This is a genomic window from Flavonifractor sp. AGMB03687, assembly GCF_017811815.1.
Lineage (GTDB): Bacteria > Bacillota > Clostridia > Oscillospirales > Oscillospiraceae > Flavonifractor.
The window spans coordinates 337,479-360,812 of record NZ_JADKZI010000003.1; the positions used below are offsets into that span (position 1 = coordinate 337,479).

Here is a 23,334-nt window from a genome sequence, read left to right on the forward strand (position 1 = left end):
TCCTACACCTGTAGTATCCATCTACATACTACAGGTGTAGGACGCCATTGTCAACACTTTCGCCAAAATTTCGTAAAACGCGAAAAAAACCTACAGACCAGCCTCCAATTGTGGTACAATAGCCGTTGAATGAAAAAATGACACGAGAAGGGACGGAGACCGGAAATGGATAAAATCGGCTTTGACAATCAGAAATATCTGGAGCTCCAGTCGGCGCACATCCGTGAGCGGATCAGCCAGTTTGACAACAAGCTCTACCTGGAGTTTGGCGGCAAGCTCTTTGACGACCATCACGCCTCCCGGGTGCTGCCGGGCTTTGAGCCGGACAGCAAGATCCGCATGCTGAAGGAGCTGCGGGACTCGGTGGAGGTGGTCATCGCCATCTGCGCCAACGATATCGAAAAGAACAAGGTCCGCGGCGACCTGGGCATCACCTACGATGTGGACGTGCTGCGCCTCATCGACGCTTTCCGGGGCCAGGGCCTGCTGGTGGGCAGCGTGGTCATCACCCAGTACGCCGGCCAGCCTGCTGCCGACGCCTTCCGGCGCCGGATGGAGCACTTGGGCGTCAAGACCTACCTGCACTACCCCATTCCCGGTTATCCCCATAACATTTCCCTCATCGTCAGCGATGACGGCTACGGCAAGAACGACTATATTGAGACCCAGCGGCCCCTGGTGGTGGTCACCGCCCCCGGCCCCGGCAGCGGCAAGATGGCGGTGTGCCTGTCCCAGCTGTACCACGAGTACAAGCGGGGCGTGAAGGCGGGCTACGCCAAATTTGAGACCTTCCCCATCTGGAATCTGCCCCTCCAGCACCCGGTGAACCTGGCCTACGAGGCCGCCACCGCCGACCTGGGGGACGTGAACATGATCGACCCCTTCCATCTGGCCGCCTACGGCGAGACCACGGTGAACTACAACCGAGACGTGGAGATCTTCCCCGTCCTCTCCGCCATGTTCGAGAAGATCATGGGGGAGTGTCCCTACAAGTCCCCCACCGACATGGGCGTGAACATGGCGGGCAAGTGCATCGTGGACGACGACGCGGTGTGCGCCGCCGCCCGGCAGGAGATCGTCCGCCGGTATTACACCGCCCTGTGTGACCGCCGCATCGGTACTGCCACCGACGATCTGGTGTACAAGCTGGAGACCGTCATGCAACAGGCCCATGTGGACGTGTCCATCCGCCCGGTGGTGGCTGCCGCCGCCCAGGTGGCCGAGGAGACCGGCAACCCCGCCGGCGCCATCGAGCTGCCCAGCGGCGAGGTGGTCACCGGCAAGACCACCGATCTGATGGGCGCCTCCTCCGCCACCCTGCTCAACGCCCTCAAGCGGCTGGCCGGCATCGACCATGAGCACCACCTGATCTCCCGGGAGGCTCTGGAGCCCATCCAGCAGGTGAAGGTCCACCACCTGGGCTCTGTGAATCCCCGGCTCCACTCCGACGAGATCCTCATCGCCCTGGCCATCTCCGCCACCGCCAATCCCCTGGCCAAGCGGGCTCTGGATCAGCTCTCCGCCCTGCGTGGCTGCGAGGCCCACTCCTCCGTTATTCTCTCCCCCGTGGACTCCCACACCTACAGCCGTCTGGGCCTCCGCCTCACCTGCGAGCCCCAGTATGAGACCAATAAGCTGTACCACAAGTAATTTCTCACAAGAGAATTACATTTTGTATTGAATTTGACTATAAAAAATGGACGCAGCCTTTTGGCTGCGTCCATTTTTCCGTTCCTGTCTCAGGCCGCCAGAGCCTCAGCGGGGATCTCAAAGTCGGCCACATTGTTGAAGTTGGAGCAATCCATGGTGACCTCCACCTTGCTCATGGTCAGGGTGTCGCCGCCCTCCACGCCGGACAGCGCCTTCTTCATCATGGTCTGCATCACGTTGGTCATGTCCATGTAGTACCGCACAGGATAACCGGTGGCCTGGTCGATCCAGACGGTGATGGGCATGTCGCCCAGGCCGCTGTACAGGTCCTCCAGGTTCATGCCCATGGTGGTCTCCAGGGAGGAGGTGGCACCGCTGGCCTTCATGACCTCCGCCAGCGCGTCGCCCTTGATGATGCCGGTGTACTTATCGGCGGTGGCACCGTTAACCTCCTCGGTGCCCGCATGGATGTACTCCGCGCCGCTGCTCAGATAGAGGTCCATGCTCTGCTGGGCATCGTACTGCTTCAGCTGGCTGGCGTCGGCGGACTGGGTGGTCCAGTTGGTGCCGTCAAACATGTAGATGGTGTAATCGCCGTTGGTGGTGTCGGCATAGACGCTCATGGATACGGAACCCAGAGCCCCCATGCTCATGGTCATGTCCGCCTTCACCTTGACGGGGTCGTTGAAGCAGGACATATCCATTTTGGTGTCGGTCTCAATGCTCTGGCCCATGACGGACATGTCCATCTCCATGAACATAGTGGCGTCCATGCTCTTCACCGCGTTCATCTTCTCCATGGCCGCCTTGATGCTGTCCGCCGCGTCCCCCTTGCTGGCTCCGTTGCCACAGGCCGCCATGGACACCGTCAGCAGGGCGCCCAGCGCAAGGGCCGCCACTCTCTTTCCCAGTTTCATTCCGTACGCCTCCTTGTTGGTAAAATAAGGTGATTTGTTTCCAATACGGATATTCTATGTTCAGTTTATCATAGGCATCTCGGTTTGTCTTCTCTTTTTTCTGAAGGTTTTCTGAAATCCCAAAAAGAATCCCTTTGTGAAAATCGGCCGTGGGTTTTTCCGCCGCCCCGTGTATAATGGAACAGAGAGGGGGTGCCGGTGTGGAAGAGCAGAACATCATAAAGCGTCTGCTGGAGCGGGACGAGGCCGGGCTGCACGATCTGCTGCGGTATTACGGTCCGCTGATGCGCTATATCATCGCGCCCATTGTGACGGACCCCCAAGACCAGGAGGACTGCCTGTCGGAGGCGGCCATGCGGGTGTGGGACCGGGTAGACCAATTTGACCCCAGCCGGGGCAGCTGGAACGCCTGGCTCACCGCCGTGGTCCGCAACACCGCCCGGAACCACCGACGGGCCGGCCAATCCCACCACAGCACCCAGGACCTGGACGAAAACACCCCGTCCCCCCAACCTAACCCAGAGGAGCTGCTTCTGCGGCAGGAGCGGCAGGCCGCCGTCAACCAGGCCCTGGCCCGCCTCTCCCCCGACGAACAGGCCCTCTTTTACCGAAAATACTACTACTTACAGCCCACCGCTCAGATCGCCGCCGAACTGGGCACCACGGAGCGGGCGGTGGAGGGCAGGCTCTACCGGCTGAAAAAGCGGCTGCGGAAACTGTTGGGAGGTGAGGGATATGCGGGAACCTGACTGGGCGTCCATGGATGAGCAGGAATTTGAAGCCCTGCTGGAAGGCAGCGTCACCCAGCCCCCGCCGGAACATGTGGTGGCGGAGGTCACCCCCTGGCGGCTGGCCACCAGGCGCATCCTCACCGGCATCGGCCTCACCTCCATTACCCTGAATTTCTTTTGGCTCAACTACCTCCTCCCCGCCATCGGCATGACGCTGATGCTGCTGGGCTTCCGGGCCCTGCGGCGGGAAAACCGGTGGCTGTCCCTCTGCTTTGGGCTGGCGGTGCTGCGCGCCATCTATCTGTATGCCACACTGATCCTCAACAGCACCATCTGGTTCAGCATGGCATCTTCTTCCCCCGTAGTCCATGGATTGACCGTGCTCAATCTGGCCCTTACGTACATGCAGCTTCTCTGCCTGTGGGGCGGGTTCCGGACCGTCCAGCAAAAGGCAGGGCTGCCGCCCCACGCCGGTTCTGCTGTGGCTCTGCTGGTCTGGTATGGAATCATCGGCCTGCTGGCGGCATTACAATACAACGGGCTGATTCTGCCCCTTGCCCTTCTGATCAGCTACATCTGCATCCTTCGCAGCCTGTGGAAGCTGTCCAAGCAGCTGGACCAGGCGGGCTACGCCGTCCGCCCCGCGCCGGTTCGCATTGAGGACGGCATTGTGGCCGTGGCTATCACCATTCTGCTGGTGGTGGGCTGCCTTTTGGGCTGGCTGCTGGGGTGCAAGTATCCCATGAACTGGCAGGCGGCAGACCCTGCCGAGCACAGCGGCGTGGAGGAGATCGAGGCGCAGCTGCTGGAGCTGGGCTTCCCCGACTATGTGCTCCAAGATCTGACCGCCGAGGATATCGCCGCCTGTGACGGAGCCCTGCGGGTGGTGGCAGAAACAAGGGAAGAACCCATGAACGGCAATGACCTGGAAGCCCCGCATGTCACCAGCGTGGCTGTAAAACTGCCCGGCGAGCAAGAGCGATGGATGATGATCCATCACTTTTCCTGGGCAGAATACCCCGGCTTCTACGGCACTGAGTCCATTCAGATCTGGCCGGCTTATCAGGATTTCGAGGTCTGGCGGCCCAGTGGTGAGGCGACCGGCCGGGTACTGTATGACAAGAACGGGCAGACCTATACCGCACCTTACTACTTTCTGGGCGACCAAACCTTTACCTCAGACAGTATGTTTTGGGGAGAGCAGACCAGCACCGACCTCTTTGCCGCCTTCTCCATGCCCGGGACAGGGGAACATCATAGAGGGTACCTGGCTTATTCGATCCAGTCGGTTGGGGAGACTCGTCTCATCAGCAGCTGGTTCAACTACACCCACCAGCGCACTGGTCTTCAATACCCCGTTGTGACCGCCATGGAACATCGGATGAGTGGTATCTGGTACCACTCTGGCCCGTTCCAGCTCATGCAGTATTCCGCACAATTCCTCACTTCGGAACTGAATGAAGCGTCTCCGACACCGTAGGGGCCGATGCCCACATCGGCCCGTCAAACAAAGAAGCGCCCCCGCCCCATGCCCGGGCGCGTCTGTGTTTTGTTATTCTGCCGCTTCCGGCATCCCCGAGGCGGCGGCGGTGGGGTTAGCCGGGGCAGCGGGGGGTGCGGACACGTAGCGGACAAAGTGGAAGGTGAAAGAGCCTCTGCCCTGAGTCATGGACCGCAGGTCAATAGCATAGCGGCTCATCTCCGCCATGGGCACCTCGGCCTCCACCACCTGGTTTCCGTCGCCGTCGGGATTCATACCCATGACGCGGCCCCGGCGCTTGTTCAGGTCGCCGATAACGTCGCCCATGTAGCTGTCGGGGATGGTGACCTTCAGCTCGCCGATGGGCTCCAGCAGTACGGGGCTGGCCTGGGGCATACCGGCCTTGTAGGCCAGCTGCACAGCGGTCTTAAAGGCCATTTCGGAGGAGTCAACGGGGTGATAGGAGCCGTCGAACAGGGTGGCCTTCAGGTACACCACGGGATAGCCCGCCAGCACGCCATGGACCACGGCCTCACGCATGCCCTTCTCAACGGCGGGGAAGTAGTTCTTGGGCACAGCGCCGCCCACGACCTCCTCGCAGAACTGGAGCTCCTCAGTGTCGCCGGGCTCGAAGCGCATCCAAACGTCGCCGAACTGGCCGTGACCGCCGGTCTGCTTCTTGTGGCGGCCCTGGACCTCCACCTTCTTGCGGATCTTCTCACGGTAAGCCACGCGGGGCTCGGAGAGCTCGGCATCCACGCCGAAGCGGCTCTTCAGGCGGGAGACGATGACGTCCATCTGCATATCGCCGGTACCGGAAACCACCATCTGGTGGGTCTCGGCGTTGTTCACCCAGTTGAAGGTGAGATCCTCTTCGTTCAGGCGGGTAAGACCGGCAGCAATCTTGTCCTCCTGGCCCTTGGTCTTGGGGCTGATGGCCACGGAATAGCAGGGCTCGGGGAAGGGGATGGGCTCGATCTTGACCACCTTACGGGGATCAGACAGCGTATCGCCGGTCTTCACCTTGTCCATCTTGCCGATGGCGCCGATGTCGCCGCACTCCAGCTCCTTGACTTCCTCGGCCTTCTTGCCCTTCATGACATAGAGGCGGCCCAGCTTCTCGGTAGCGCCGGTGCGGGCGTTGACCACCTGCATATCAGGCTTCAGGTTACCGGAGAGCACCTTTACATAGGAATACTTGCCGTACTGGTCGGACACGGTCTTCCACACAAAGGCGCAGGGCAGAGCGCCGGGGAAGGCCACGAACTCGTCCAGCTCGCCCTTCTCGTTCTCGCCCATAAGGGGGTGGCCCTCCAGGGGAGAGGGCAGCAGCTCCACGATGATGTCCAGCAGCATACGGGTGCCCAGGCCGGTGAGGGCGGAGCCGCACACCACGGGGAAGAGGGACAGGTCCTTCACGCCCTGGCGCAAGCCCTGGATCATCTCGGCGTAGGTGAAGTCCTCGCCGGAGAAGTACTTGTCCATCAGCTCCTCGCTGGTCTCAGCCACGGACTCCTTCAGGGCGTCGTACAGCTCATCCAGCACGGGCAGCTTCTCGTCGGGCACGTCGATCTCCACGCGCTCGCCCTTGGGGCCGGCCTCGAAGGCGCGCTTATGGAGTACGTCAATAAAGCCGATAACCTTCTTGTCGGCATCCCAGATGGGGGCCACCACGGGGGCGATGTTCTTGCCGAAGCGCTCCCGCAGGGTATCGAAGGCGGCGTTGTAATCAGAGTTATCCTCGTCGGTCTTGGAGATGTAGAGCAGACGGGGCATATTGCGGCGCTGGCAGAGCTTCCAGGCCTTCTCAGCGCCCACGCTCATGCCGCCCTTGGCAGAGCAGACGATGATAGCGGCGTCGGAAACCTGCATGGCCTCCATGACCTCGCCGGAGAAATCAAAGTAGCCGGGGGTGTCCAGCACGTTGATCTTACAGCCGTTGTACTCAATGGGCGCCACCGCAGTGGAGATGGAAATCTGGCGGCGGGTCTCTTCGGGATCGTAATCACAAACGGTGTTTCCGTCGGCAGGATTGCCCAGCCGGGGAGTGCCACCGGTCAAATACAGCATGCTTTCCGCCAGGGAGGTCTTTCCGTTGCCACCGTGTCCCAGCAGACATACGTTGCGGATGTTTTGTACGGAATAGCTCATAACTTGTTTCCTCTCCTTACATTTGGAATCGCGAACAGCAGTACGAGTACTGCTGTTGTCCATTATACATGAAACACCCATGAGTTACAATAAGAAATTTAGAAAAATCGCGCAAAATGCCCCGGCGGGTACCCGCCGGGGCATAGATAGACCGCTGACAGAAACAGGAACAGGGACCGTCACCGCCTGGAACGTCTGGCCTTCCGGCGGATGACAACAGCCACGATAATGATCACCGCGATGATCAGAAGAACAGGCCCGAAAAATAGGAGATACATACACAGGTAAGGACTGCGCAGGGCACCGATGAACTCCTGGAACCAGTTCTGGTCTATCCGGATCTCCAGATTGCCCTCGGGCAGGGTGTCAGATTGGTACCGATAGGTGCGCGTCCCCACCTTCTCAAAGTCCAGATTGCTGTCGGCCAGCACAGGCATATCCCTGTCCAGATAGAGGTTAATGGTCAGATCCTGAAAGTCTCGCCACATGGCCGCCGGGGCCAGGTAATACCGGATCGTGCCGCGCTTCACATTATAGTCGTAATCCGGATAGCCCCCCAGGCGGTAGGGGGAGGAGACGGACACCTCATAGGCCTCCCCCGGCCCGAAGTCCAGTTGGAAGGAGATGCCGTCCACGGTTTGTCCGTCCGCATCGGCCACATCGCTGTTGGTGAGCACGGCGTAGCGCCAGTCCTCGGTTTTTACCTCTGTGGTGTAATTCAGCACATATTGGTCGGTGGAACAGGGCACCGAGACTCCGTCTGCCATTACCTCCACGCTTCCGTCGCCGGTGTTGGGGGCCAGGAACATCACCGGGGTGGACACCGCCTGGTCGGTGCTATTGACCATGGAATAGGTGGCGGTGATCTCCGCCGTGGAGCCGGTGACTCTGATGTCCAGCACCTCTTCGGTCACCGCCAGAGCGTCGTTTCGTTTAAAGTTAATGGAGGAGCCTACATCGGGGTCCGCCGGGGGACCCATATTGGCGGATGCGGGCAGGGGCGGAAGCAGCAGCAGGGTCATCGCAAGGACAGAGACAGCATGCAGTGGTTTCATGATAACACCTCCTGTATCCGGGCCTTTCCTCGCCTCCAGTCTACCATGAGGGATAGCAGAAGGCAACAAAAAGGCCCCGCCGCAGAAGCAGCGGGGCCTTGGGTGGTTCAGCGTTTGTCCACAGGGATGGTCTGTTCGTTGATAGTAATGGAAACCACCTGGTCCAGGTCGATGGGCTGGTCAAAGGTCCAAGTGGCCCACCAGCTGTTCCCATCTGCATAGGTCGGGGTAAGGGTGGTGCCGTTCTTCAGAAGGACCTCTGGAATAAACTTTTCCAGCGTAACAGAACGAAGGCGCGTTTCCTCTTCCAGATACATGGTATCCTGGTCACAAACCAGCGTAAGACTTAGCGGGGAAAGCTCCAACCGCTGGGCCATAACCGTTCCATCTGACACCTGATCGGCAGGCAACGCAAGAGAGACGGGAATGTGTTCCGCTTCCACAATCTGAAGGGGAATCTCCAGGGACCAGTCCCCTTCCACCGGCTCACTCAGGCGCGAATAGTCGGCTGTCATCTCAATCATGGTCAATCGGGACAGCTGCTCCGGTCCGAAGCCCTCCAGGCAGTAGTCCAAATCTCCGTCGATTGGAGTAACCTTTCCCAAATCATGTCCCACTCCCGCTCCATCGTCCTTCAGGATGGTGGCGCTGACCACAATGTTCTGCCAAGCTGTACGGATAGCAGGTCGTACCCGCACATGGAGATTACCGTCCGCGGCAAAACCCGCCGCCACAATGGAAAACGGTGCTCCAGCAGCATTGGCGCTCTCCAATTCCGGTTGGGGCAGCAGGACAGTGGAACCTTCCTGCGTCCGGGTACTGGGCAGCAGCTCTTCTGTAATTCCGCCATGTTCCGAAGAAGTGGAAATCCGTTGGGATACTGATTGATAGCCTCCCAGCAAACGCTCCACGTCCAGACAAAGGGTGGCGTCTTCCGGCACGTTTTCCCTGCCAGTGGCAGTAAGTACAAACAGGCAGGTCCTGCTGTCCGGATCATAGGAAAGCTGCCTGACGCTGTAACTTCCGTAGGGCCAGATGTTCCGATCCGTCCGAATCAGGGTACCCCTTATCTGCGTTGTTTCATCCAACCGATTTCCATTGAGATCCCGGGCCGTAAAATAGACCCGCACCATTCTGCCGTCAGCCAGGGCTTGGACTCCTTCGAGCCGAATGCCCTGATCCTCACAGGCGGCCTTCACCTCCGTGTCATAGGGGGCCCGGCTGCCCAAATCGTTCTGAATGGCCTGCCAGATGGTGGGCCCTGCCGCCAGGGCCGTGACTGTGAGGGCAGCGGCGGCAGCCACCGCTATGATCCCCCGACGGGTCAACCGACGGGGACTTCGCTCCCCTCCGGACAAAACCGCTCTCATCCGCCCTCTGGTCCGTTCCACCAACGCCCGGTCCGGGGTGATCGCGTCAAACTCGTTTCGGTAGTCGTGTTCAAACACAGGGATTCCCTCCTTCTTCCAGATAATCCCGCAGCTGCCGCCGGGCCCGCATAAGGCGCATCCGCACGGCGGACTCGCTCTTCTTCAACAGTCCGGCAATCTCAGGGGTGGAATACCCCTCATAGTAGTAGAGATGGATCACCACCCGCAGGTCGGGAGACAGCCTGTCCAGGCAGGCATCCAGCGCGCTCCCCGCCTCCGGCGGCGGAGCCGTCAGCTCCCCCATCTCCTCCAGGGGCTGGGTCCGGCGGCGGAAGGGATTGCGCCAGTAGGAGTTGGCGCAGTTGATGGTCACCCGGCAGAACCATGCTTTTTCGTGCTCTTCACTGTCCAGTCTGGGACGCTTGCTGACCAGCCGGAGAAACACCTCCTGAAACACGTCCTCCGCCCCCTCCCGGCTGCGGGTGCGGGCAAAGGCCAGCCGGTAGACCAGCGCGGCATATTTGTCCAGCAATTCCTCCGCCCGGCGGTTGAATCCTTGAGGATCTTCCTTCACAGAATCCCTCCTTTCCCGGTACTTGAAAGGGCCTTTCACCTGAAATACGCTTCAGCCCTTCTTTCCGTCACATTCAAAATGGGCCGTAACAGCCCGACCACGTTGTAAATCCAGACAGCCTGTGCTATCATGTAGCCCACAGAACGGGACGGTGAGGCAGAAATGGATAAGCACTATACCAGCGGTCAACTGGCCCGGATCGGCGTTTTGGGCGTGGGGCAACTCATCACGGAAGAGCTGGGCTGGATTTTTGGGAACAAACGGTGGAGGACTACGGGATCGACGCTCACATCGAGCTATGTCTGGACGGCAAGCCTACCGGTCAGCTCATTGCGGCTCAGATCAAATGCGGGGACAGCTGGTTTGCCCGCCAGAACCAGGAGGGCTACCGGTTCACCGACGAGATACGGCATCTGGACTATTGGCTGTCCCATTCCCTGCCGGTGATCCTGATCCTCTACAACCATCACACGCATACCGCGGTGTGGACCCCAGTGGAAAAAAGCCGCGTCGCGATTCACGACAAGACCTGGTCCATCACCGTTCCGGCAAACCAAGTGCTGAACAGGCAGGCCAAAGACAAGCTGCAGGCACTGGTCCTGCCCCATGAAAGAAGCGCACCCCCACAGATTCCCTCCCTCTCCTGCGGTCAAGGAGCCGGCAGGGTTCTCAACCTTCTGGCTGCCGCCAGAGAACGCCTACAGATTGCAACGCCCTGGATCGACGCCGGTTTTCTCTCCTCCCTGAAATTGCTCTCTCATCAGGGTGTGGAAACCTGCCTGCTCCTCAACAGCATGCAGCCCGAGGAACTCCGTCAGGAAATAGTGCTGGTCGCACGGGAAAGTCCGGCACTGCAGATTCGGATGCGCGCCGGTCTGCACCAAGAGCTGATCCTGGTGGATGGACAAACGATGGTCACAGGCTCCGCCAACCTGACCGAAACCGCCTGGCGCAGCCCGTTGGAAGAAACGCTGGAATATGCGGAGCTCCAGCGGCTGGTGCGGGCAGAGCGGCAGTTTCAGAAGGTGTGGCGGGACGCCGTACCAATGTGACCGCTTTTGAAACGAATTGGGACGCAAAAGGCCCACAGCAGAATCCCTTCTGCTGCGGGCTCTTTTTTGCTGAATTAGGGTTGTGTGATGTCTCCGCCGTCCAGCGGCACGGTATAACCGGTGCAGCTGGCGGTGCCGTCGGGGCCGGGCGTAACCTGCTCCAGCTGGCACAGCCAGCCGGTGCCCGATTCATTGAGACCGGCACAGATCAGCTTGGTGGTGGTACCGTCCGCGGCGGTGGGACCGGTCATGGTGCCGTCCGCACTCACCGCCAGTTCGTCGGCATTCCAGCCCAGCCAGGCGGCCAGCTTGCGCAGAGCCTCCTCCTTGGTCAGGCTGCTGCCGGTGGTAAAGCCGTTGGCCGTGGCCGTCTGCACATTCCGGTCATTGGGCGTGACACTATAAATGTCTGCGCTGTTGCTGGCAGGGATCTGGGTGGGCTCCACCGTCGCCGGCGTCTCCTGACTGCTGCCGCCGCTCGGCATACTTCTGCTGTCCTGGGTGCCAGCGGAACCGCTCTGTCCGTCCCCCTGATCCGCCGCTCCGCCGGCTTCCTTCTGGGCGGAGCCGGTGGTAATCTCCGGCTGGGCCTGCTCGGTGGCCGCCGGGGCGATCTCCCCTGCGGCGGCGTTTTCTTCGCTGCCGCCGGAAGCAGGGACGGCCAGCGATGCATTGCCCGCACCCTGTTCGGTGCCCAGCATGCCGTCGGTGCGCCACTGGTTCATGGTACCCGCGCCCACCACCACAATGGCCAGCACGGCCGCCAGGGAGGCCAGGCTCCGCCAGCGCCACTGGCGTTTCTTCCCCTGGAAGGGGGTCACCTTGGAAGCGTGGATCTGATCCATCACCCGCTCCGTCAGCCCGGCGGGGGGCTGGGCGGCCAGACCGGGCAGCTCCTGGTGCAGGACCTCCAGATCAGCGGAGAGGGCCCGGCATGCCGGGCACGCCGACAGATGTTCCTCCAGCCGGTGGTCCTCCTCCTCACTGAGAGGTCCGTCCAGTCGGGCGCTGATCAGTTCCAGCGCCTCGTCACAGCTCAGCATATCGTTCCCTCCTTTCCTTGCGGGAGCTTCTCTCCCGTTGTTCACGTTATAGACGTGGGGGAGTCGAAAAAGTTCCCCTGTTTTTTCAAATAATTGCGCAGGGCCAGCCGGGCCCGGGCAATGCGGGACTTCACCGTCCCTTCCTCCAGCTCCAGCACCTGGGCGATCTCCCCGTAGGACAGCCCCTCCAGCTCCCGGAGGATGAGCACCCGCCGGTGTTCCTCGGACAGGGAGGCCAGACCGGCTCGCAGGGTCTCCCGCCGCTCCCGCCGCTCGGCCTCCACGTGGGGGGAGTAGCGCTCGTCGGGCAGCTCCGCCTGCCGGGCCTCCTCCTCGTCGTCCAGGGAGACCGTCATGGACAGGGCACTGCGCCGCTTTTCCCGGCGGAGGAAGTCGATGCACACATTGCTGGTCAGCCGGTACAGCCAGGTGGCAAAGGAGCTGTCCCCCTGGAACTTGCCCAGCCCCTTCCACGCGTTGAGAAAGGCCTCCTGACTCAGCTCCAGGGCGTCGTCCGGATTGCCCGTCATCCGCAGGGCCAGATTATAGATCCGTCCCTGATTCTGCTCCACCAGAGCAGCAAAGGACTGCTCGTCCCCCTGCTTGGCACGCTGGACCAGTTCCCACTCCGCTTTCATGCCTTTCTCTCACCTGCCTTTCAGGCCTGCAATCTTATTTATGGTTTGGGATCGTCCCTCAAATCCCGTTTGATGCCCGCCGTCACCTTGTAGATATCCTCCAGGGTGGACACGTGGCTGATCTGCTCCTTATAGTACCCGGCGTGGGGCACGCCCTTCAGGTACCAGGCGTAGTGCTTCCGGGCCTCCAGACAGGCGATGTGCTCCCCCTTGTGGGCCGCCGACAGCTCAAACTGCCGCACCGCCGTGTCGCACCGCTGAGCCAGGGGCGGCAGAGGGGGGATCTCCTCTCCCGCCAAGGCTGCCTGGGCCCGCTGGAACAGCCAGGGATTGCCGAAGCAGCCCCGGCCGACCATGGCCATATCGGCCCCGGTATATTTGAGGATGCGCACCGCATCCTTGGGCTCAAACACGTCGCCGTTGGCGATGACCGGAATGGACACCGCCTCCTTCACCGCCCGGATGTAGTCCCAGTTGGCAGTGCCGGAATACATCTGGGTGCGGGTGCGGCCGTGGACCGCCACGGCGGCCACACCGGCCTGCTCCATGGCCTTGGCAAACTCCACGCAGTTGATGGAGCCCTTGTCCCAGCCCAGCCGGAACTTCACCGTCACCGGCCTGCCGCCGGCACCCCGGATCACCGCCTCGGCCACCTTCACCGCCAGCTCCGGGTTCTTCATCAGCCCCGAGCCGTCGCCGGAATTGGCCACCTTGGGCACCGGACAGCCCATATTGATATCAATAATGTCCGCTTCCGATACCTCCGCCGCAATGCCCGCCGCCTGCTCCATGCAGGCCGGGTCGCTGCCGAATAGCTGGGCAGCAGCCGGGTGCTCGTCCTCCCCCAGCTTGAGCAGCGGGATGGATTTCTTATCCTGATAGCACAGCGCCTTGGCGCTCACCATCTCGGTGATGGTGTAGCCCGCCCCCAGTTCCCGGCAGATAGTCCGGAAACCTAGGTCCGTCACTCCGGCCATAGGCGCCAGCGCCAGGGCGGAATTTATGGTAATATTGCCTACTTTCACAATGTCCCCCGATGTGTTATAAATAGTGGCGTAACAAGCGTATCATACCACATGGCAGGGAATTCGGCAAGGTTGTTTCCCCTGTCCGGTCTGTACTGCTTGACTTTATGATGAAATAAGGAGCGTTATTATCATGGATAAGTACGTTTGCGATCTGTGCGGCTATATCTACGATCCCGCTGAGGGCGATCCCGACAACGGCGTGGCCCCCGGCACCCCCTGGGAGCAGGTTCCCGCTGATTGGGTGTGCCCCCTGTGCGGCGTAGGCAAGGATCAGTTCTCCAAGCAGTAAGTCTTTCCCCGTCTCTTTCCGCCTGTCCGACGGCCGTGCCGCCGGACAGGCGGTTTTTCTTTTTTGCATTATTCCACACTTTTCGATTCACGCAAAATCAGCACCCTATTACTTCCCCATCTCTCAATCTCGTATTATTGTAAATTTAAAACAAATTTATCCTATTCGTAATCACCACTTTCTTGTTTAGAGCCCATATCGCCCTCCCATTGCGCAAGATTCTTTGCAGAATATTGCATTTTTCTTGTTCTTCTCGCCTGTAATTGCAGGCGTGAAATTCTCCTCTCCCCCATTGACAGAACCGATAGGCGCCTCTTATAATGGCCTCGACGAACCCAAAAATGACCCAATTTTCCTGTGGAAGGGAGGCCCTATTTTGGAACATCTGATAGCGCCGCTGGTGGGTGACGCTTCGCCCGTGACCGTGATCGGCCTGTGCAAAAATGCGGGCAAGACCACCGCCATGCGCCGCCTGATGGCCGAGCTGGGGGAGGAACGGCTGGCCCTCACCTCGGTGGGCCGGGACGGAGAACGCACCGACTTGGTCACCGGCACGGAGAAGCCCGACCTGTACTTAAAGCAGGGCGATCTGTTCGCCACCGCCCGGGGCATGATCACCCTGTGCGACGCCACCCTGGAGGTGGTGGACCTCACCGATGTGATGACCCCTCTGGGCCCGGTGGCCATCTTCCGGACCCTGTCTGACGGCTATGTCCAGCTGGCCGGTCCCTCTGCCGCGGGGCAGCTGCGGCCCCTCACCGCCCGGTTCATGGAGCTGGGCGCCCAGCGGGTGCTGATCGACGGCGCCGCCGGCCGTAAGTCCCTGGCCGGCGCCGGAGTGGAGGGCGTGGCCCTGCTGTGTACCGGCGCCTCTCTGGACCGGGACATGGATCTGGTGGTGGCGGAGACCGCCCACACCTGCTGGCTCTTTGCCCGAAAAGTCCCCGAACAGGCCGGCCTGCGGGCCGCCCTGGAAGGGGTGGAGGACCGCTTCGCCCTGTTTGAGCTGGACGGCTCCCCCCTGGAGCTGCCTCTGGACGAGAACGGCAGCCCCAAGTGGAACAAACTGCCCCGCCGGCCTCTGGCGGTGTGGGCGGCAGGCGGCGTCACCGACCCCCTGCTCAAGACCCTGGCCCGCCGGGGCGCGCCCACTACGCTGGTCACCGAGGACGCCACCCATGTGCTGGCGGGCCGCTCGGCGCTGGACCTCTTCCTGCGCAGCGGCGGCCAGCTGACCGTCCGCCGGGAGCTGACCATCGCCGCAGTGGCGGCCAACCCCTGGTCGGCCTACGGCTGGCACTTTGAACCGGATAAATTCATCTCCGCCCTGCGGCAGGCCATCGACCTGCCTGTGGTCAACGTGAAGGAGGATCAACATGGAACTGACGCATGAACTGCGGGAGCACGCGGGGCTGCAGTGGGTCCTGGACCGGCTGAGCCCCATGTCGCCCTTCGGCAAGGCTGCCGCCCGGGCGCTCCGCTGGTACGGGCCCGGAGACGAGGCCGCCCTGGAGGAGGAACTGGACAACGTCTCCCTGGCTATGGAGCTGTGGAACGCCGGCAGCACCGCCCCCCAGGAAAACTCCTGCGGCTGCACTCCGGTACGGCTGACGGAGGCGGAGCGGAAGGATGCCGCCACCGCCCTGCGGGGCGTGACCCGCTGCCTGCCCCTGTTTCACGACATCCGGGGCTCTTTCGACCGGGACCCCGGCGCCCCCTTCGATCTGGTGGAGCTTTTTGAGATCAAGCACTTCCTGGTCACCCAGGAGCAGCTGGTCCAGGCCTATAACGTCCTGCCCCCCATGGCCGGACTGTCCTTTCCCTCCCTGGCGGAGGCCATGGAGCTGATGGACCCGGAGGGCCGCCGTCTGCCCACCTTCGCCATCGTGAATTCCTATCACAACGATCTGGCCCCCCTGCGGGCGGAGAAGGCCAAGCTGGAGAAGGCCATCCGCATGACCCAGGAGGAAAAGCGGGCTCCCCTGATGGAGAAGCGCCGTGTGCTGGCGGTGGAGGAGGACAAGCTGGAGCTGGAGGTCCGCCGGATGCTCACCGACAAGCTGATGGCCCACAAGGAGGCCTTCCTGGCCAACATGGAGACCCTGGGCCGTCTGGATCTCATCGTGGCCAAGGCCAAGCTGGCCCTGCGCTACCACTGCATCCGCCCCGTCCTCAGCACCGACAAATCCATCACCCTCCGGGGTGTGCGCCATCCCCAGGTGGAGGAGGATCTGGCCCAGCGCGGTGAGGGCTTCACCCTGCTGGATCTGGACCTGAAGCCGGGCTGCACCGTCATCACCGGCGCCAACATGGGCGGCAAGACGGTGTCCCTGCGCTCCACCGTCCTCTCCCTGCTGCTCTGCCAGTGCGGTTTCTTCGTCTTTGCCCAGTCCGCCACCCTGCCCCTGTTCCACCAGGTAGCACTCATCCTGGCCGACAGCGGCCCGGGCGCCGGCGGTCTGTCCTCCTTCGGCAAGGAGGTCCACCTGCTGGATAACCTGCTGCGGAGCACTAAGGATCAGTTCTTCTTCGTGGCCCTGGACGAGTTCGCCCGCGGTACCAACCCCCAGGAGGGCGCCGCCCTGGCCCGTGCCCTGGTCCGTCACCTGGGCACCCTGGACTGCGTAGCCCTCATGACCACCCACTACGATGGCGTGTCCGACGTGGCCGGCGCCCACTACCAGGTGGCCGGTCTGGTGCGGGACATCCAGGGGGACGAAGGGGACGATCCCCGCAAGCGGATCGCCCGCCGGATGGACTACCGGCTCCTTCCCGCCCCTCCCGGCGCTCCCTGTCCCCGGGATGCTCTCCGGGTGTGCCGGCTGCTCAAACTGGACGATACCCTCATGGATCTCTTCCAGGCAGATCTGTAATTTTTTCCTGCTCCGGCAGGCGGTTCCGGCCGCCTGCCGGAGTTTTTGCCCTTCCAGTTCTGGTTACCATTTGGTAACCGCTGTCCCGCTGTAGCGCACAAAAGTCTACGGGTCATAGAAAAAATTTGTGCAGTCAAATTTTCAAAAAATAGTTGACAAACCAAACCGGCTGGGTTATAGTGAATTTGTCAAAAGTGAATAACATGCATGGATAGAGGCGCGGAGCGCAAGGTAGCAGAGCAATGATAAGGGCAGGCGAGCCCGATGTACTCTGTGAATGTCCGCTCCGCCGAAGGGGGACGTGAATCGTACAGCCCTCTCCCTGAGCCGTGGGCCCAGCGCTCACGGATTGTCATGAGTCACATGAAGCGCTATTTGTGTCTGAACGAGAGTTACCCCTCCCGCGGACATGAGTAGTGTTTTTTTGTTCATGAAGCGCTATCCCGCCGGAGGACGAGATCTCCTACCGGCGGGGTAGCTTATTTTTTCGAGGAGGCGTGTCATGGAAAAGCTTATCATTACCGCGGCCATCTGCGGCGCAGAGGTCACCAAAGAGCATAACCCCGCTGTCCCCTACACGGTGGAAGAAATGGTCCGCGAGGCCAAGAGCGCGTTCGAGGCCGGCGCGGCGGTCATCCACGTCCACGTCCGCGAGGACGACGGCACCCCCACCCAGGACCGTGAGCGGTTCCGCGTGGTGCTGGACGCCATCAAGGAAGCCTGCCCCGGCGTGATCCTGATCCCCTCCACCGGCGGCGCCACCGGTATGACCCCGGAGGAGCGCCTGCAGCCCACCGAGCTGATGCCCGAGATGGCCACCCTGGACTGCGGCACCTGCAACTTCAGCGACGACATCTTCGTCAACGACATGCCCACCATGCGGGCGTTCGGCAAGCGGATGCTGGAGAACAACATCAAGCCCGAGTACGAGTGCTTTGAGATCGGCCACCTGGACACCATCGTGAACATGGCCAACAAGGGTCTGGTCCCCGGCGCCCCCATGCAGTTCAACTTCGTTCTGGGCGTCAACGGCTGCACCCCCGCCACCGTGGGCAACCTGGACTACCTGGTCAAGCAGATCCCCGCCGGCTCCACCTGGACCGTCACCGGCGTGGGCCGCGGCGCCTGGCCCATGGCCGCCGCCGGTATCGTCATGGGCGGCAACGTCCGCGTGGGCTTTGAGGACAACATCTATCTGGAGCGGGGCCACAAGGCCGCTTCCAACGGCGAGCTGGTGGCCAAGGTGGTCCGGCTGGCCAAGGAGCTGGGCCGCGAGGTCGCCAATCCCGACGAGGCCCGCAAGATCCTGTCCCTGGCCTGATCCCCTACCTTTGTTTTTAATTATCTCCCCAACCATACATCTCCCCAACCAATCAACAAACAAACAATTCGAAACAGGAGGAACGTTCTATGCAGAAGAAAGGCAACAAGTACGGCACTCACCGCGTTATCGAGCCCAAGGGTCTGCTGACCCAGGCCGCCAAGAAGATTGACAACACCATGGAGTGCTACTCCAATGAGATCCTGTGCGACGTGTCCGCACTGAACATCGACTCCGCTTCCTTCACTCAGATCTACGAGGCCTGCGAGAAGGACCTGGCCAAGACCGAGCAGATGATCCTGGACATCGTCAATGAGCGCGGCAAGATGCAGAACCCTGTCACCGGTTCCGGCGGTATGTTCATCGGCACCGTCCGCGAGATCGGCGAGGACCTGCAGGGCAAGATCGACCTGAAGGTGGGCGACAAGATCGCTTCCCTGGTCTCCCTGTCCCTGACTCCCCTGAAGATCAACAAGATCAAGGCCATTCACCCCGAGATCGACCGCGTGGACGTGGACGCTCAGGCTATCCTGTTCGAGTCCGGCCTGTATGCCAAGCTGCCCGACGACATGAGCGAGGAGCTGGCCCTGGCTGCTCTGGACGTGGCCGGTGCTCCCGCCCAGACCGCTAAGCTGGTGAAGCCCGGTGACTCCGTGCTGATCCTGGGCGGCGCCGGCAAGGGCGGCATGATGTGCTGCTACGAGGCCATGAAGCGCGTTGGCCCCACCGGTAACGTGGTTGCCCTGGTTATCTGCCAGGAGGACGCCGACCTGCTGAAGAGCATGAACCTGTGCCACCACGCCATCGTGGGTTCCGCCACCAACCCCACCGAAGTTCTGGAGAAGTCCCTGGCTGTCAACAACGGCAAGGAGTACGACGTCTCCATCCTGATCGTCAACGTGCCCGCCTGCGAGATGGCCGCTATCCTGCCCGTCCATGACAACGGCGTGGTGTACTTCTTCTCCATGGCCACCGATTTCGCCAAGGCTGCTCTGGGCGCCGAGGGCTGCGGCAAGGACGTCACCATGATCGTCGGCAACGGCTACACCAAGGACCACGCCGAGATCACCCTGTCCGAGCTGCGTGAGAATCCCCAGCTGAAGGCCTACTTCGAGAAGAAGTACCTGTAAGCTTCTGCATCAACCTTATATTTCTTATTTACCTTGTGACTTACCTGTCCCATCGACAGATGAGCTGATTGATGTGATCGTTCTGCGGCCGATGCGTCCGGCCCCGGTTCCGTCGGAGAAATCCTCCTCCCCAACCCTTTCTCCCCGTTCCGGTCCTCCGGTCCCTGACGCCTGCGGATGGCGCATCCCCACACTGATTTAGAAAGGATGACCTTGTTATGGTAGAGTCCCGCCGTAAGATCCTGTTCCCCGATGTGACTGACGAGCAGTGGAACGACTGGCACTGGCAGGTCAAGAATCGCATCGAGACTCTGGAGGACCTGAAGAAGTATGTGGATCTGACCCCCGAGGAAGAGGAAGGCGTTAAGGCCTGCCTCGGCACCCTCCGCATGGCCATCACTCCTTATTATCTGTCCCTGATCCAGCCCGGCGATCCTAACGATCCCGTCCGGCTGCAGGCCGTCCCCACCGCCAAGGAGCTGCATCAGTCCGCCGCCGACCTGCTGGACCCCCTGCACGAGGACGAGGACTCCCCCGCTCCCGGCCTGACCCATCGTTATCCCGACCGCTGCCTGCTGCTGATCACTGACCAGTGCTCCATGTACTGCCGTCACTGCACCCGCCGCCGCTTCGCCGGCCAGAACGACGCCGGCCTGCCCGTGGATCAGGTCGATCAGGCCATCGAGTACATCCGCAACACTCCCCAGATCCGCGACGTGCTGCTGTCCGGCGGCGACGCCCTGCTGGTGAGCGACGAGCGTCTGGAGTACATCATCGCCAAGCTGCGTGAGATCCCCCACGTGGAGATCGTCCGCATCGGCTCCCGTACCCCCGTGGTGCTGCCTCAGCGTATCACTCCCGAGCTGTGCAACATGCTGAAGAAGTATCACCCCATCTGGCTGAACACCCACTTCAACCATCCCAACGAGATCACTCCCGAGGCTGCCGCCGCCTGCGCCCGTCTGGCCGACGCCGGTATCCCTCTGGGCAACCAGTCCGTGCTACTGGCCGGCATCAACGACTGCGTCTACACCATGAAGAAGCTGGTCAACGAGCTGGTTAAGATCCGCGTGCGTCCCTACTACATCTATCAGTGCGACCTGTCCATGGGCCTGGAGCACTTCCGTACTCCCGTCAGCAAGGGCATCGAGATCATCGAGGGCCTGCGCGGCCACACCTCCGGCTACTGCGTGCCCACCTTCGTGGTCGACGCTCCCGGCGGCGGCGGCAAGACTCCCGTCATGCCTCAGTACGTCATCTCCCAGACCCCTAAGAAGGTCATCCTGCGCAACTACGAGGGCGTTATCACCACTTACACCGAGCCCGAGCACTACACCGATTGTCAGTGCGACTACTGCACCGGCAAGAAGAAGAAGGAGCTCATGGGTGTGGCCGGCCTGGAGCGCGGCCAGGCTCTGTCCATGGAGCCCGCCAACCTGGAGCGCCACAAGCGTTCTCATCACGAGGAGTAATCCAAAAGGAGACAGCGGATCGCCGCCCGTAGCGGCGATCCGCTTCCCCCCGTTTTTGAACTGACAAAGAATGGAAGTGATCGATGTTGGAATCTAAGCTGAACCTTGATTTTAAGCTGGTGGAACAGGCCCGCGCCCACGCTTCCCGGGTTGCGGACGACACCCAGCGTTTCATCGACGGCTGCACCACCGTGGCCGTGGAGCGTACCATCTGCCGTCTGCTGGGCATTGATGGTGTGGATGCCGCTGACGTGCCCCTGCCCAACGTGGTGGTGGACCACCTGATGGAGAAGGGCGCCCTGCCTCAGGGCGTGGCTTTCTGGATCGGCAACGCCATGGTGGAGACCGGTAAGGATCCCCAGGCCATCGCCGAGGACGTTGCCAACGACAAGCTGGAGCTGACTACTCTGCCCACCCATGGTGAGGCCGAGATTCATGCCGCTCTGGATCCCATCGTGGAGGCCAGCCTGGCCAAGATCCGCGCCCGCCGCAAGCGCCGCGAGGACTTCATCGCCACCCACGGCGGCGAGAAGCAGGGCCCCTGGATCTACCTGATCGTGGCCACCGGCAACATCTATGAGGACGTGGTGCAGGCTACCGCCGCTGCCCGCCAGGGCGCCGACGTCATCGCCGTGATCCGTACCACCGGTCAGTCCCTGCTGGACTATGTGCCTTACGGCGCTACCACCGAGGGCTTCGGCGGCACTTACGCCACCCAGGAGAACTTCCGCCTGATGCGTGAGGCCATGGATAAGGTGGGCGAGGAGCTGGGCCGTTACATCCGTGTGTGTAACTACTGCTCCGGCCTGTGTATGCCCGAGATCGCCGCCATGGGCGCCTTCGAGGGTCTGGACGTGATGCTGAACGACGCTCTGTACGGCATCCTGTTCCGCGACATCAACATGCAGCGTACTCTGGTGGACCAGTCCTTCTCCCGTGCCATCAACGCCTATGCCGGCGTGGTCATCAACACCGGTGAGGACAACTACCTGACCACCGCTGACGCTGTGGAAGAGGCTCACACCGTGCTGGCCTCCCAGTTCCTCAACGAGGCCTTCGCTCTGCGCGCCGGCCTGCCCGAGGAGCAGATGGGTCTGGGTCACGCTTTCGAGATCGACCCCGACGTGGAGAACGGCTTCCTGTACGAGCTGGCCCAGGCCGAGATGGCCCGGGAGATCTTCCCCAACGCGCCTCTGAAGTACATGCCTCCCACCAAGTTCATGACCGGCAACATCTTCCGCGGCCAGGTTCAGGACGCCCTGTTCAACATGGTGACCATCCTGACCAACCAGAAGATCCACCTGCTGGGCATGATGACCGAGGCTATCCACACTCCCTTCCTGTCCGACCGTTTCCTGGCCATCCAGAACGCCCAGTACATCTTCCGCACCATGCACGACCTGGGCAGCGAGATCGTCTTCAAGGACGGCGGCATCATGCAGAACCGTGCTGCTGACGTGCTGCACAAGGCTACCGATCTGCTGGGCCAGATCGAGCAGCTGGGCATTTTCGAGACCCTGGAGCGGGGCATCTTTGCCGACATCAAGCGTCCTCGCGACGGCGGCAAGGGCCTGGACGGTGTTGTGACCAAGGCCGCCGGGTACTTCAACCCCTTCCTTGAGCCCATGATGAAAGGGGGTGCCGGCAAATGAGTTCCGGACTGTATCAGATTCGCGATAAGGACCTTGACACCACGCTGGACCTGACCCGGCTGAAACCCTATGGCGACACCATGAACGACGGCAAGGTGCAGCTCTCCTTCACCCTGCCCGTTAAGGACGACGACAAGGGCGCTGCGGCTGCCGTGCTGATGGCCCAGAAGATGGGTCTGGCCGATCCCAACGTGGCTCTCCGTCAGAAGCTGGACGAGGCCTTCACCTTCTATGTGGTGTACGGCTCTCTGACTCACTCCATCAACTACAACGAGATCGTTGTGCAGACCGTGGCTGACGAGGCCATGGGCATGGACGAGACCGACGAGTTCCTGAAGGAGCGCCTGGGCCGCAAGCTGGTGGTTGTGGGCGCCTCCACCGGCACCGACGCTCACACCGTGGGCATCGACGCCATCATGAACCGCAAGGGCTTTGCCGGCCACTACGGCCTGGAGCGCTATGAGATGATCGAGGCCTATAACCTTGGCTCTCAGGTGCCCAACGAGGAGTTCCTCCGCAAGGCCGCCGAGGTCAACGCCGACGTGCTGCTGGTGTCCCAGACCGTGACCCAGAAGGACGTCCACATCCAGAACCTCACCGAGCTCATCGAGCTGGCCGAGGCCGAGGGTGTCCGCGAGAAGTACATCTTCTGCTGCGGCGGCGCCCGTATCACCCACGCTCTGGCTAAGGAGCTGGGCTATGACGCCGGCTTCGGTGCCGGCACCTACGCCGACGACGTGGCCACTTTCTGCGCCAAGGAAATGGTCCGCCGCCTGGGCAAGTGATTGATTCGTTTTCTCCTCTTTTTCCCCTCTTTTCTCTGTAGGATAACGGGGCCCCAAATGGGGCCCCGTTGCCCGTTTTCCGAAGACATGCAAAAGCGCCGGGGCATCTGCCCCGGCGCTTTC

The 23,334-nt window shown here is 61.5% G+C and carries 20 protein-coding genes and 1 riboswitch; of the genes, 12 read left to right on the top strand and 8 right to left on the bottom strand.

The annotated features are described in order from the left end of the window. The first annotated feature begins 165 nt into the window (after positions 1-165). Complete coding sequence (locus tag J9789_RS08110; RefSeq protein ID WP_209344325.1) at positions 166-1,650, top strand: DUF1846 domain-containing protein; 1,485 nt, start codon at positions 166-168, stop codon at positions 1,648-1,650. 89 nt (positions 1,651-1,739) lie between these two features. Here J9789_RS08110 and J9789_RS08115 read toward each other — a convergent pair whose 3' ends face one another. Next, complete coding sequence (locus J9789_RS08115) at positions 1,740-2,567, bottom strand: DUF6612 family protein (RefSeq protein WP_209344327.1); 828 nt, start codon at positions 2,565-2,567, stop codon at positions 1,740-1,742. Positions 2,568-2,767: 200 nt separating this feature from the next. On the opposite strand from J9789_RS08115, the gene J9789_RS08120 reads away from it, so the two are divergent. Beyond that, a complete protein-coding gene (locus J9789_RS08120) occupies positions 2,768-3,316 on the top strand; it encodes a sigma-70 family RNA polymerase sigma factor (RefSeq protein ID WP_209344328.1) in 549 nt (182 codons plus the stop codon). After that, positions 3,303-4,778: a hypothetical protein gene (locus J9789_RS08125; protein ID WP_209344331.1), complete on the top strand. Its 1,476-nt coding sequence runs from the start codon at positions 3,303-3,305 to the stop codon at positions 4,776-4,778. The genes J9789_RS08120 and J9789_RS08125 overlap by 14 nt, the downstream gene beginning before the upstream one ends. 72 nt (positions 4,779-4,850) lie before the next feature. Here J9789_RS08125 and J9789_RS08130 read toward each other — a convergent pair whose 3' ends face one another. From J9789_RS08130 to J9789_RS08145, 4 genes are all read right to left on the bottom strand, one after another. Further along, positions 4,851-6,929: an elongation factor G gene (locus tag J9789_RS08130; RefSeq protein WP_209344333.1), complete on the bottom strand. Its 2,079-nt coding sequence runs from the start codon at positions 6,927-6,929 to the stop codon at positions 4,851-4,853. Positions 6,930-7,108: 179 nt separating this feature from the next. After that, the gene (locus J9789_RS08135; protein WP_209344335.1) at positions 7,109-7,984 is read right to left on the bottom strand and encodes a hypothetical protein; all 876 of its coding nucleotides are present in this window, start codon (positions 7,982-7,984) and stop codon (positions 7,109-7,111) included. 107 nt (positions 7,985-8,091) lie between these two features. Beyond that, positions 8,092-9,432, bottom strand: a complete 1,341-nt coding sequence (locus J9789_RS08140) for a hypothetical protein (protein ID WP_209344337.1) — start codon at positions 9,430-9,432, stop codon at positions 8,092-8,094. Continuing rightward, complete coding sequence (locus J9789_RS08145; RefSeq protein WP_348633656.1) at positions 9,425-9,928, bottom strand: RNA polymerase sigma factor; 504 nt, start codon at positions 9,926-9,928, stop codon at positions 9,425-9,427. Before J9789_RS08145 ends, J9789_RS08140 begins: the two co-directional genes overlap by 8 nt. A gap of 242 nt (positions 9,929-10,170) precedes the next feature. On the opposite strand from J9789_RS08145, the gene J9789_RS08150 reads away from it, so the two are divergent. After that, the gene (locus J9789_RS08150) at positions 10,171-10,980 is read left to right on the top strand and encodes a DUF4365 domain-containing protein (protein WP_280842654.1); all 810 of its coding nucleotides are present in this window, start codon (positions 10,171-10,173) and stop codon (positions 10,978-10,980) included. A 74-nt stretch (positions 10,981-11,054) separates the two neighbouring features. Here J9789_RS08150 and J9789_RS08155 read toward each other — a convergent pair whose 3' ends face one another. From J9789_RS08155 to dusB, 3 genes are read right to left on the bottom strand one after another with little or no spacing between them, the layout of a single operon-like run. Continuing rightward, the gene (locus J9789_RS08155; RefSeq protein ID WP_209344342.1) at positions 11,055-12,023 is read right to left on the bottom strand and encodes an anti-sigma factor; all 969 of its coding nucleotides are present in this window, start codon (positions 12,021-12,023) and stop codon (positions 11,055-11,057) included. Between the two features lie 41 nt (positions 12,024-12,064). Beyond that, positions 12,065-12,661 (bottom strand): sigma-70 family RNA polymerase sigma factor, encoded by a 597-nt coding sequence (locus J9789_RS08160; RefSeq protein WP_209344345.1) that lies wholly within the window; start codon positions 12,659-12,661, stop codon positions 12,065-12,067. A gap of 38 nt (positions 12,662-12,699) precedes the next feature. Next, positions 12,700-13,686 (bottom strand): tRNA dihydrouridine synthase DusB, encoded by a 987-nt coding sequence (dusB, locus tag J9789_RS08165; protein ID WP_209344347.1) that lies wholly within the window; start codon positions 13,684-13,686, stop codon positions 12,700-12,702. A 133-nt stretch (positions 13,687-13,819) separates the two neighbouring features. On the opposite strand from dusB, the gene rd reads away from it, so the two are divergent. From rd to J9789_RS08205, 8 genes are all read left to right on the top strand, one after another. Continuing rightward, positions 13,820-13,978, top strand: coding sequence for a rubredoxin (gene rd / locus J9789_RS08170; protein WP_087335480.1), 159 nt, complete (start codon positions 13,820-13,822; stop codon positions 13,976-13,978). A gap of 376 nt (positions 13,979-14,354) precedes the next feature. Then, on the top strand, positions 14,355-15,371 hold the full coding sequence (locus tag J9789_RS08175; protein ID WP_209344349.1) for a hypothetical protein: 1,017 nt from the start codon (positions 14,355-14,357) through the stop codon (positions 15,369-15,371). Further along, positions 15,355-16,851: a DNA mismatch repair protein MutS gene (locus tag J9789_RS08180; protein WP_209344350.1), complete on the top strand. Its 1,497-nt coding sequence runs from the start codon at positions 15,355-15,357 to the stop codon at positions 16,849-16,851. Before J9789_RS08175 ends, J9789_RS08180 begins: the two co-directional genes overlap by 17 nt. A gap of 204 nt (positions 16,852-17,055) precedes the next feature. Further along, a riboswitch (Lysine riboswitch) is annotated at positions 17,056-17,233 on the top strand. A gap of 120 nt (positions 17,234-17,353) precedes the next feature. Then, positions 17,354-18,172, top strand: coding sequence for a 3-keto-5-aminohexanoate cleavage protein (locus J9789_RS08185; protein ID WP_209344352.1), 819 nt, complete (start codon positions 17,354-17,356; stop codon positions 18,170-18,172). Positions 18,173-18,261: 89 nt separating this feature from the next. Next, positions 18,262-19,302, top strand: coding sequence for an L-erythro-3,5-diaminohexanoate dehydrogenase (locus tag J9789_RS08190; protein WP_087188348.1), 1,041 nt, complete (start codon positions 18,262-18,264; stop codon positions 19,300-19,302). Positions 19,303-19,520: 218 nt separating this feature from the next. Beyond that, positions 19,521-20,774 (top strand): lysine 2,3-aminomutase, encoded by a 1,254-nt coding sequence (ablA, locus tag J9789_RS08195; protein ID WP_209344354.1) that lies wholly within the window; start codon positions 19,521-19,523, stop codon positions 20,772-20,774. Positions 20,775-20,857: 83 nt separating this feature from the next. Then, positions 20,858-22,426: a lysine 5,6-aminomutase subunit alpha gene (locus J9789_RS08200; RefSeq protein ID WP_209344356.1), complete on the top strand. Its 1,569-nt coding sequence runs from the start codon at positions 20,858-20,860 to the stop codon at positions 22,424-22,426. Further along, positions 22,423-23,211 (top strand): OAM dimerization domain-containing protein, encoded by a 789-nt coding sequence (locus J9789_RS08205; protein ID WP_209344357.1) that lies wholly within the window; start codon positions 22,423-22,425, stop codon positions 23,209-23,211. Before J9789_RS08200 ends, J9789_RS08205 begins: the two co-directional genes overlap by 4 nt. The last annotated feature ends 123 nt before the right edge of the window (positions 23,212-23,334 follow it).

What these genes read in the sequence shown, in the direction of transcription:
- J9789_RS08110 (WP_209344325.1), top strand. Translation starts at nt 166, where the DNA reads ATGGATAAAATCGGCTTTGACAATCAGAAATATCTGGAGCTCCAGTCG.
- J9789_RS08115 (WP_209344327.1), bottom strand. Translation starts at nt 2,567, where the DNA reads ATGAAACTGGGAAAGAGAGTGGCGGCCCTTGCGCTGGGCGCCCTGCTG.
- J9789_RS08125 (WP_209344331.1), top strand. Translation starts at nt 3,303, where the DNA reads ATGCGGGAACCTGACTGGGCGTCCATGGATGAGCAGGAATTTGAAGCC.
- J9789_RS08130 (WP_209344333.1), bottom strand. Translation starts at nt 6,929, where the DNA reads ATGAGCTATTCCGTACAAAACATCCGCAACGTATGTCTGCTGGGACAC.
- J9789_RS08135 (WP_209344335.1), bottom strand. Translation starts at nt 7,984, where the DNA reads ATGAAACCACTGCATGCTGTCTCTGTCCTTGCGATGACCCTGCTGCTG.
- J9789_RS08155 (WP_209344342.1), bottom strand. Translation starts at nt 12,023, where the DNA reads ATGCTGAGCTGTGACGAGGCGCTGGAACTGATCAGCGCCCGACTGGAC.
- J9789_RS08160 (WP_209344345.1), bottom strand. Translation starts at nt 12,661, where the DNA reads ATGAAAGCGGAGTGGGAACTGGTCCAGCGTGCCAAGCAGGGGGACGAG.
- rd (WP_087335480.1), top strand. Translation starts at nt 13,820, where the DNA reads ATGGATAAGTACGTTTGCGATCTGTGCGGCTATATCTACGATCCCGCT.
- J9789_RS08180 (WP_209344350.1), top strand. Translation starts at nt 15,355, where the DNA reads ATGGAACTGACGCATGAACTGCGGGAGCACGCGGGGCTGCAGTGGGTC.
- J9789_RS08185 (WP_209344352.1), top strand. Translation starts at nt 17,354, where the DNA reads ATGGAAAAGCTTATCATTACCGCGGCCATCTGCGGCGCAGAGGTCACC.
- J9789_RS08190 (WP_087188348.1), top strand. Translation starts at nt 18,262, where the DNA reads ATGCAGAAGAAAGGCAACAAGTACGGCACTCACCGCGTTATCGAGCCC.
- ablA (WP_209344354.1), top strand. Translation starts at nt 19,521, where the DNA reads ATGGTAGAGTCCCGCCGTAAGATCCTGTTCCCCGATGTGACTGACGAG.
- J9789_RS08200 (WP_209344356.1), top strand. Translation starts at nt 20,858, where the DNA reads ATGTTGGAATCTAAGCTGAACCTTGATTTTAAGCTGGTGGAACAGGCC.
- J9789_RS08205 (WP_209344357.1), top strand. Translation starts at nt 22,423, where the DNA reads ATGAGTTCCGGACTGTATCAGATTCGCGATAAGGACCTTGACACCACG.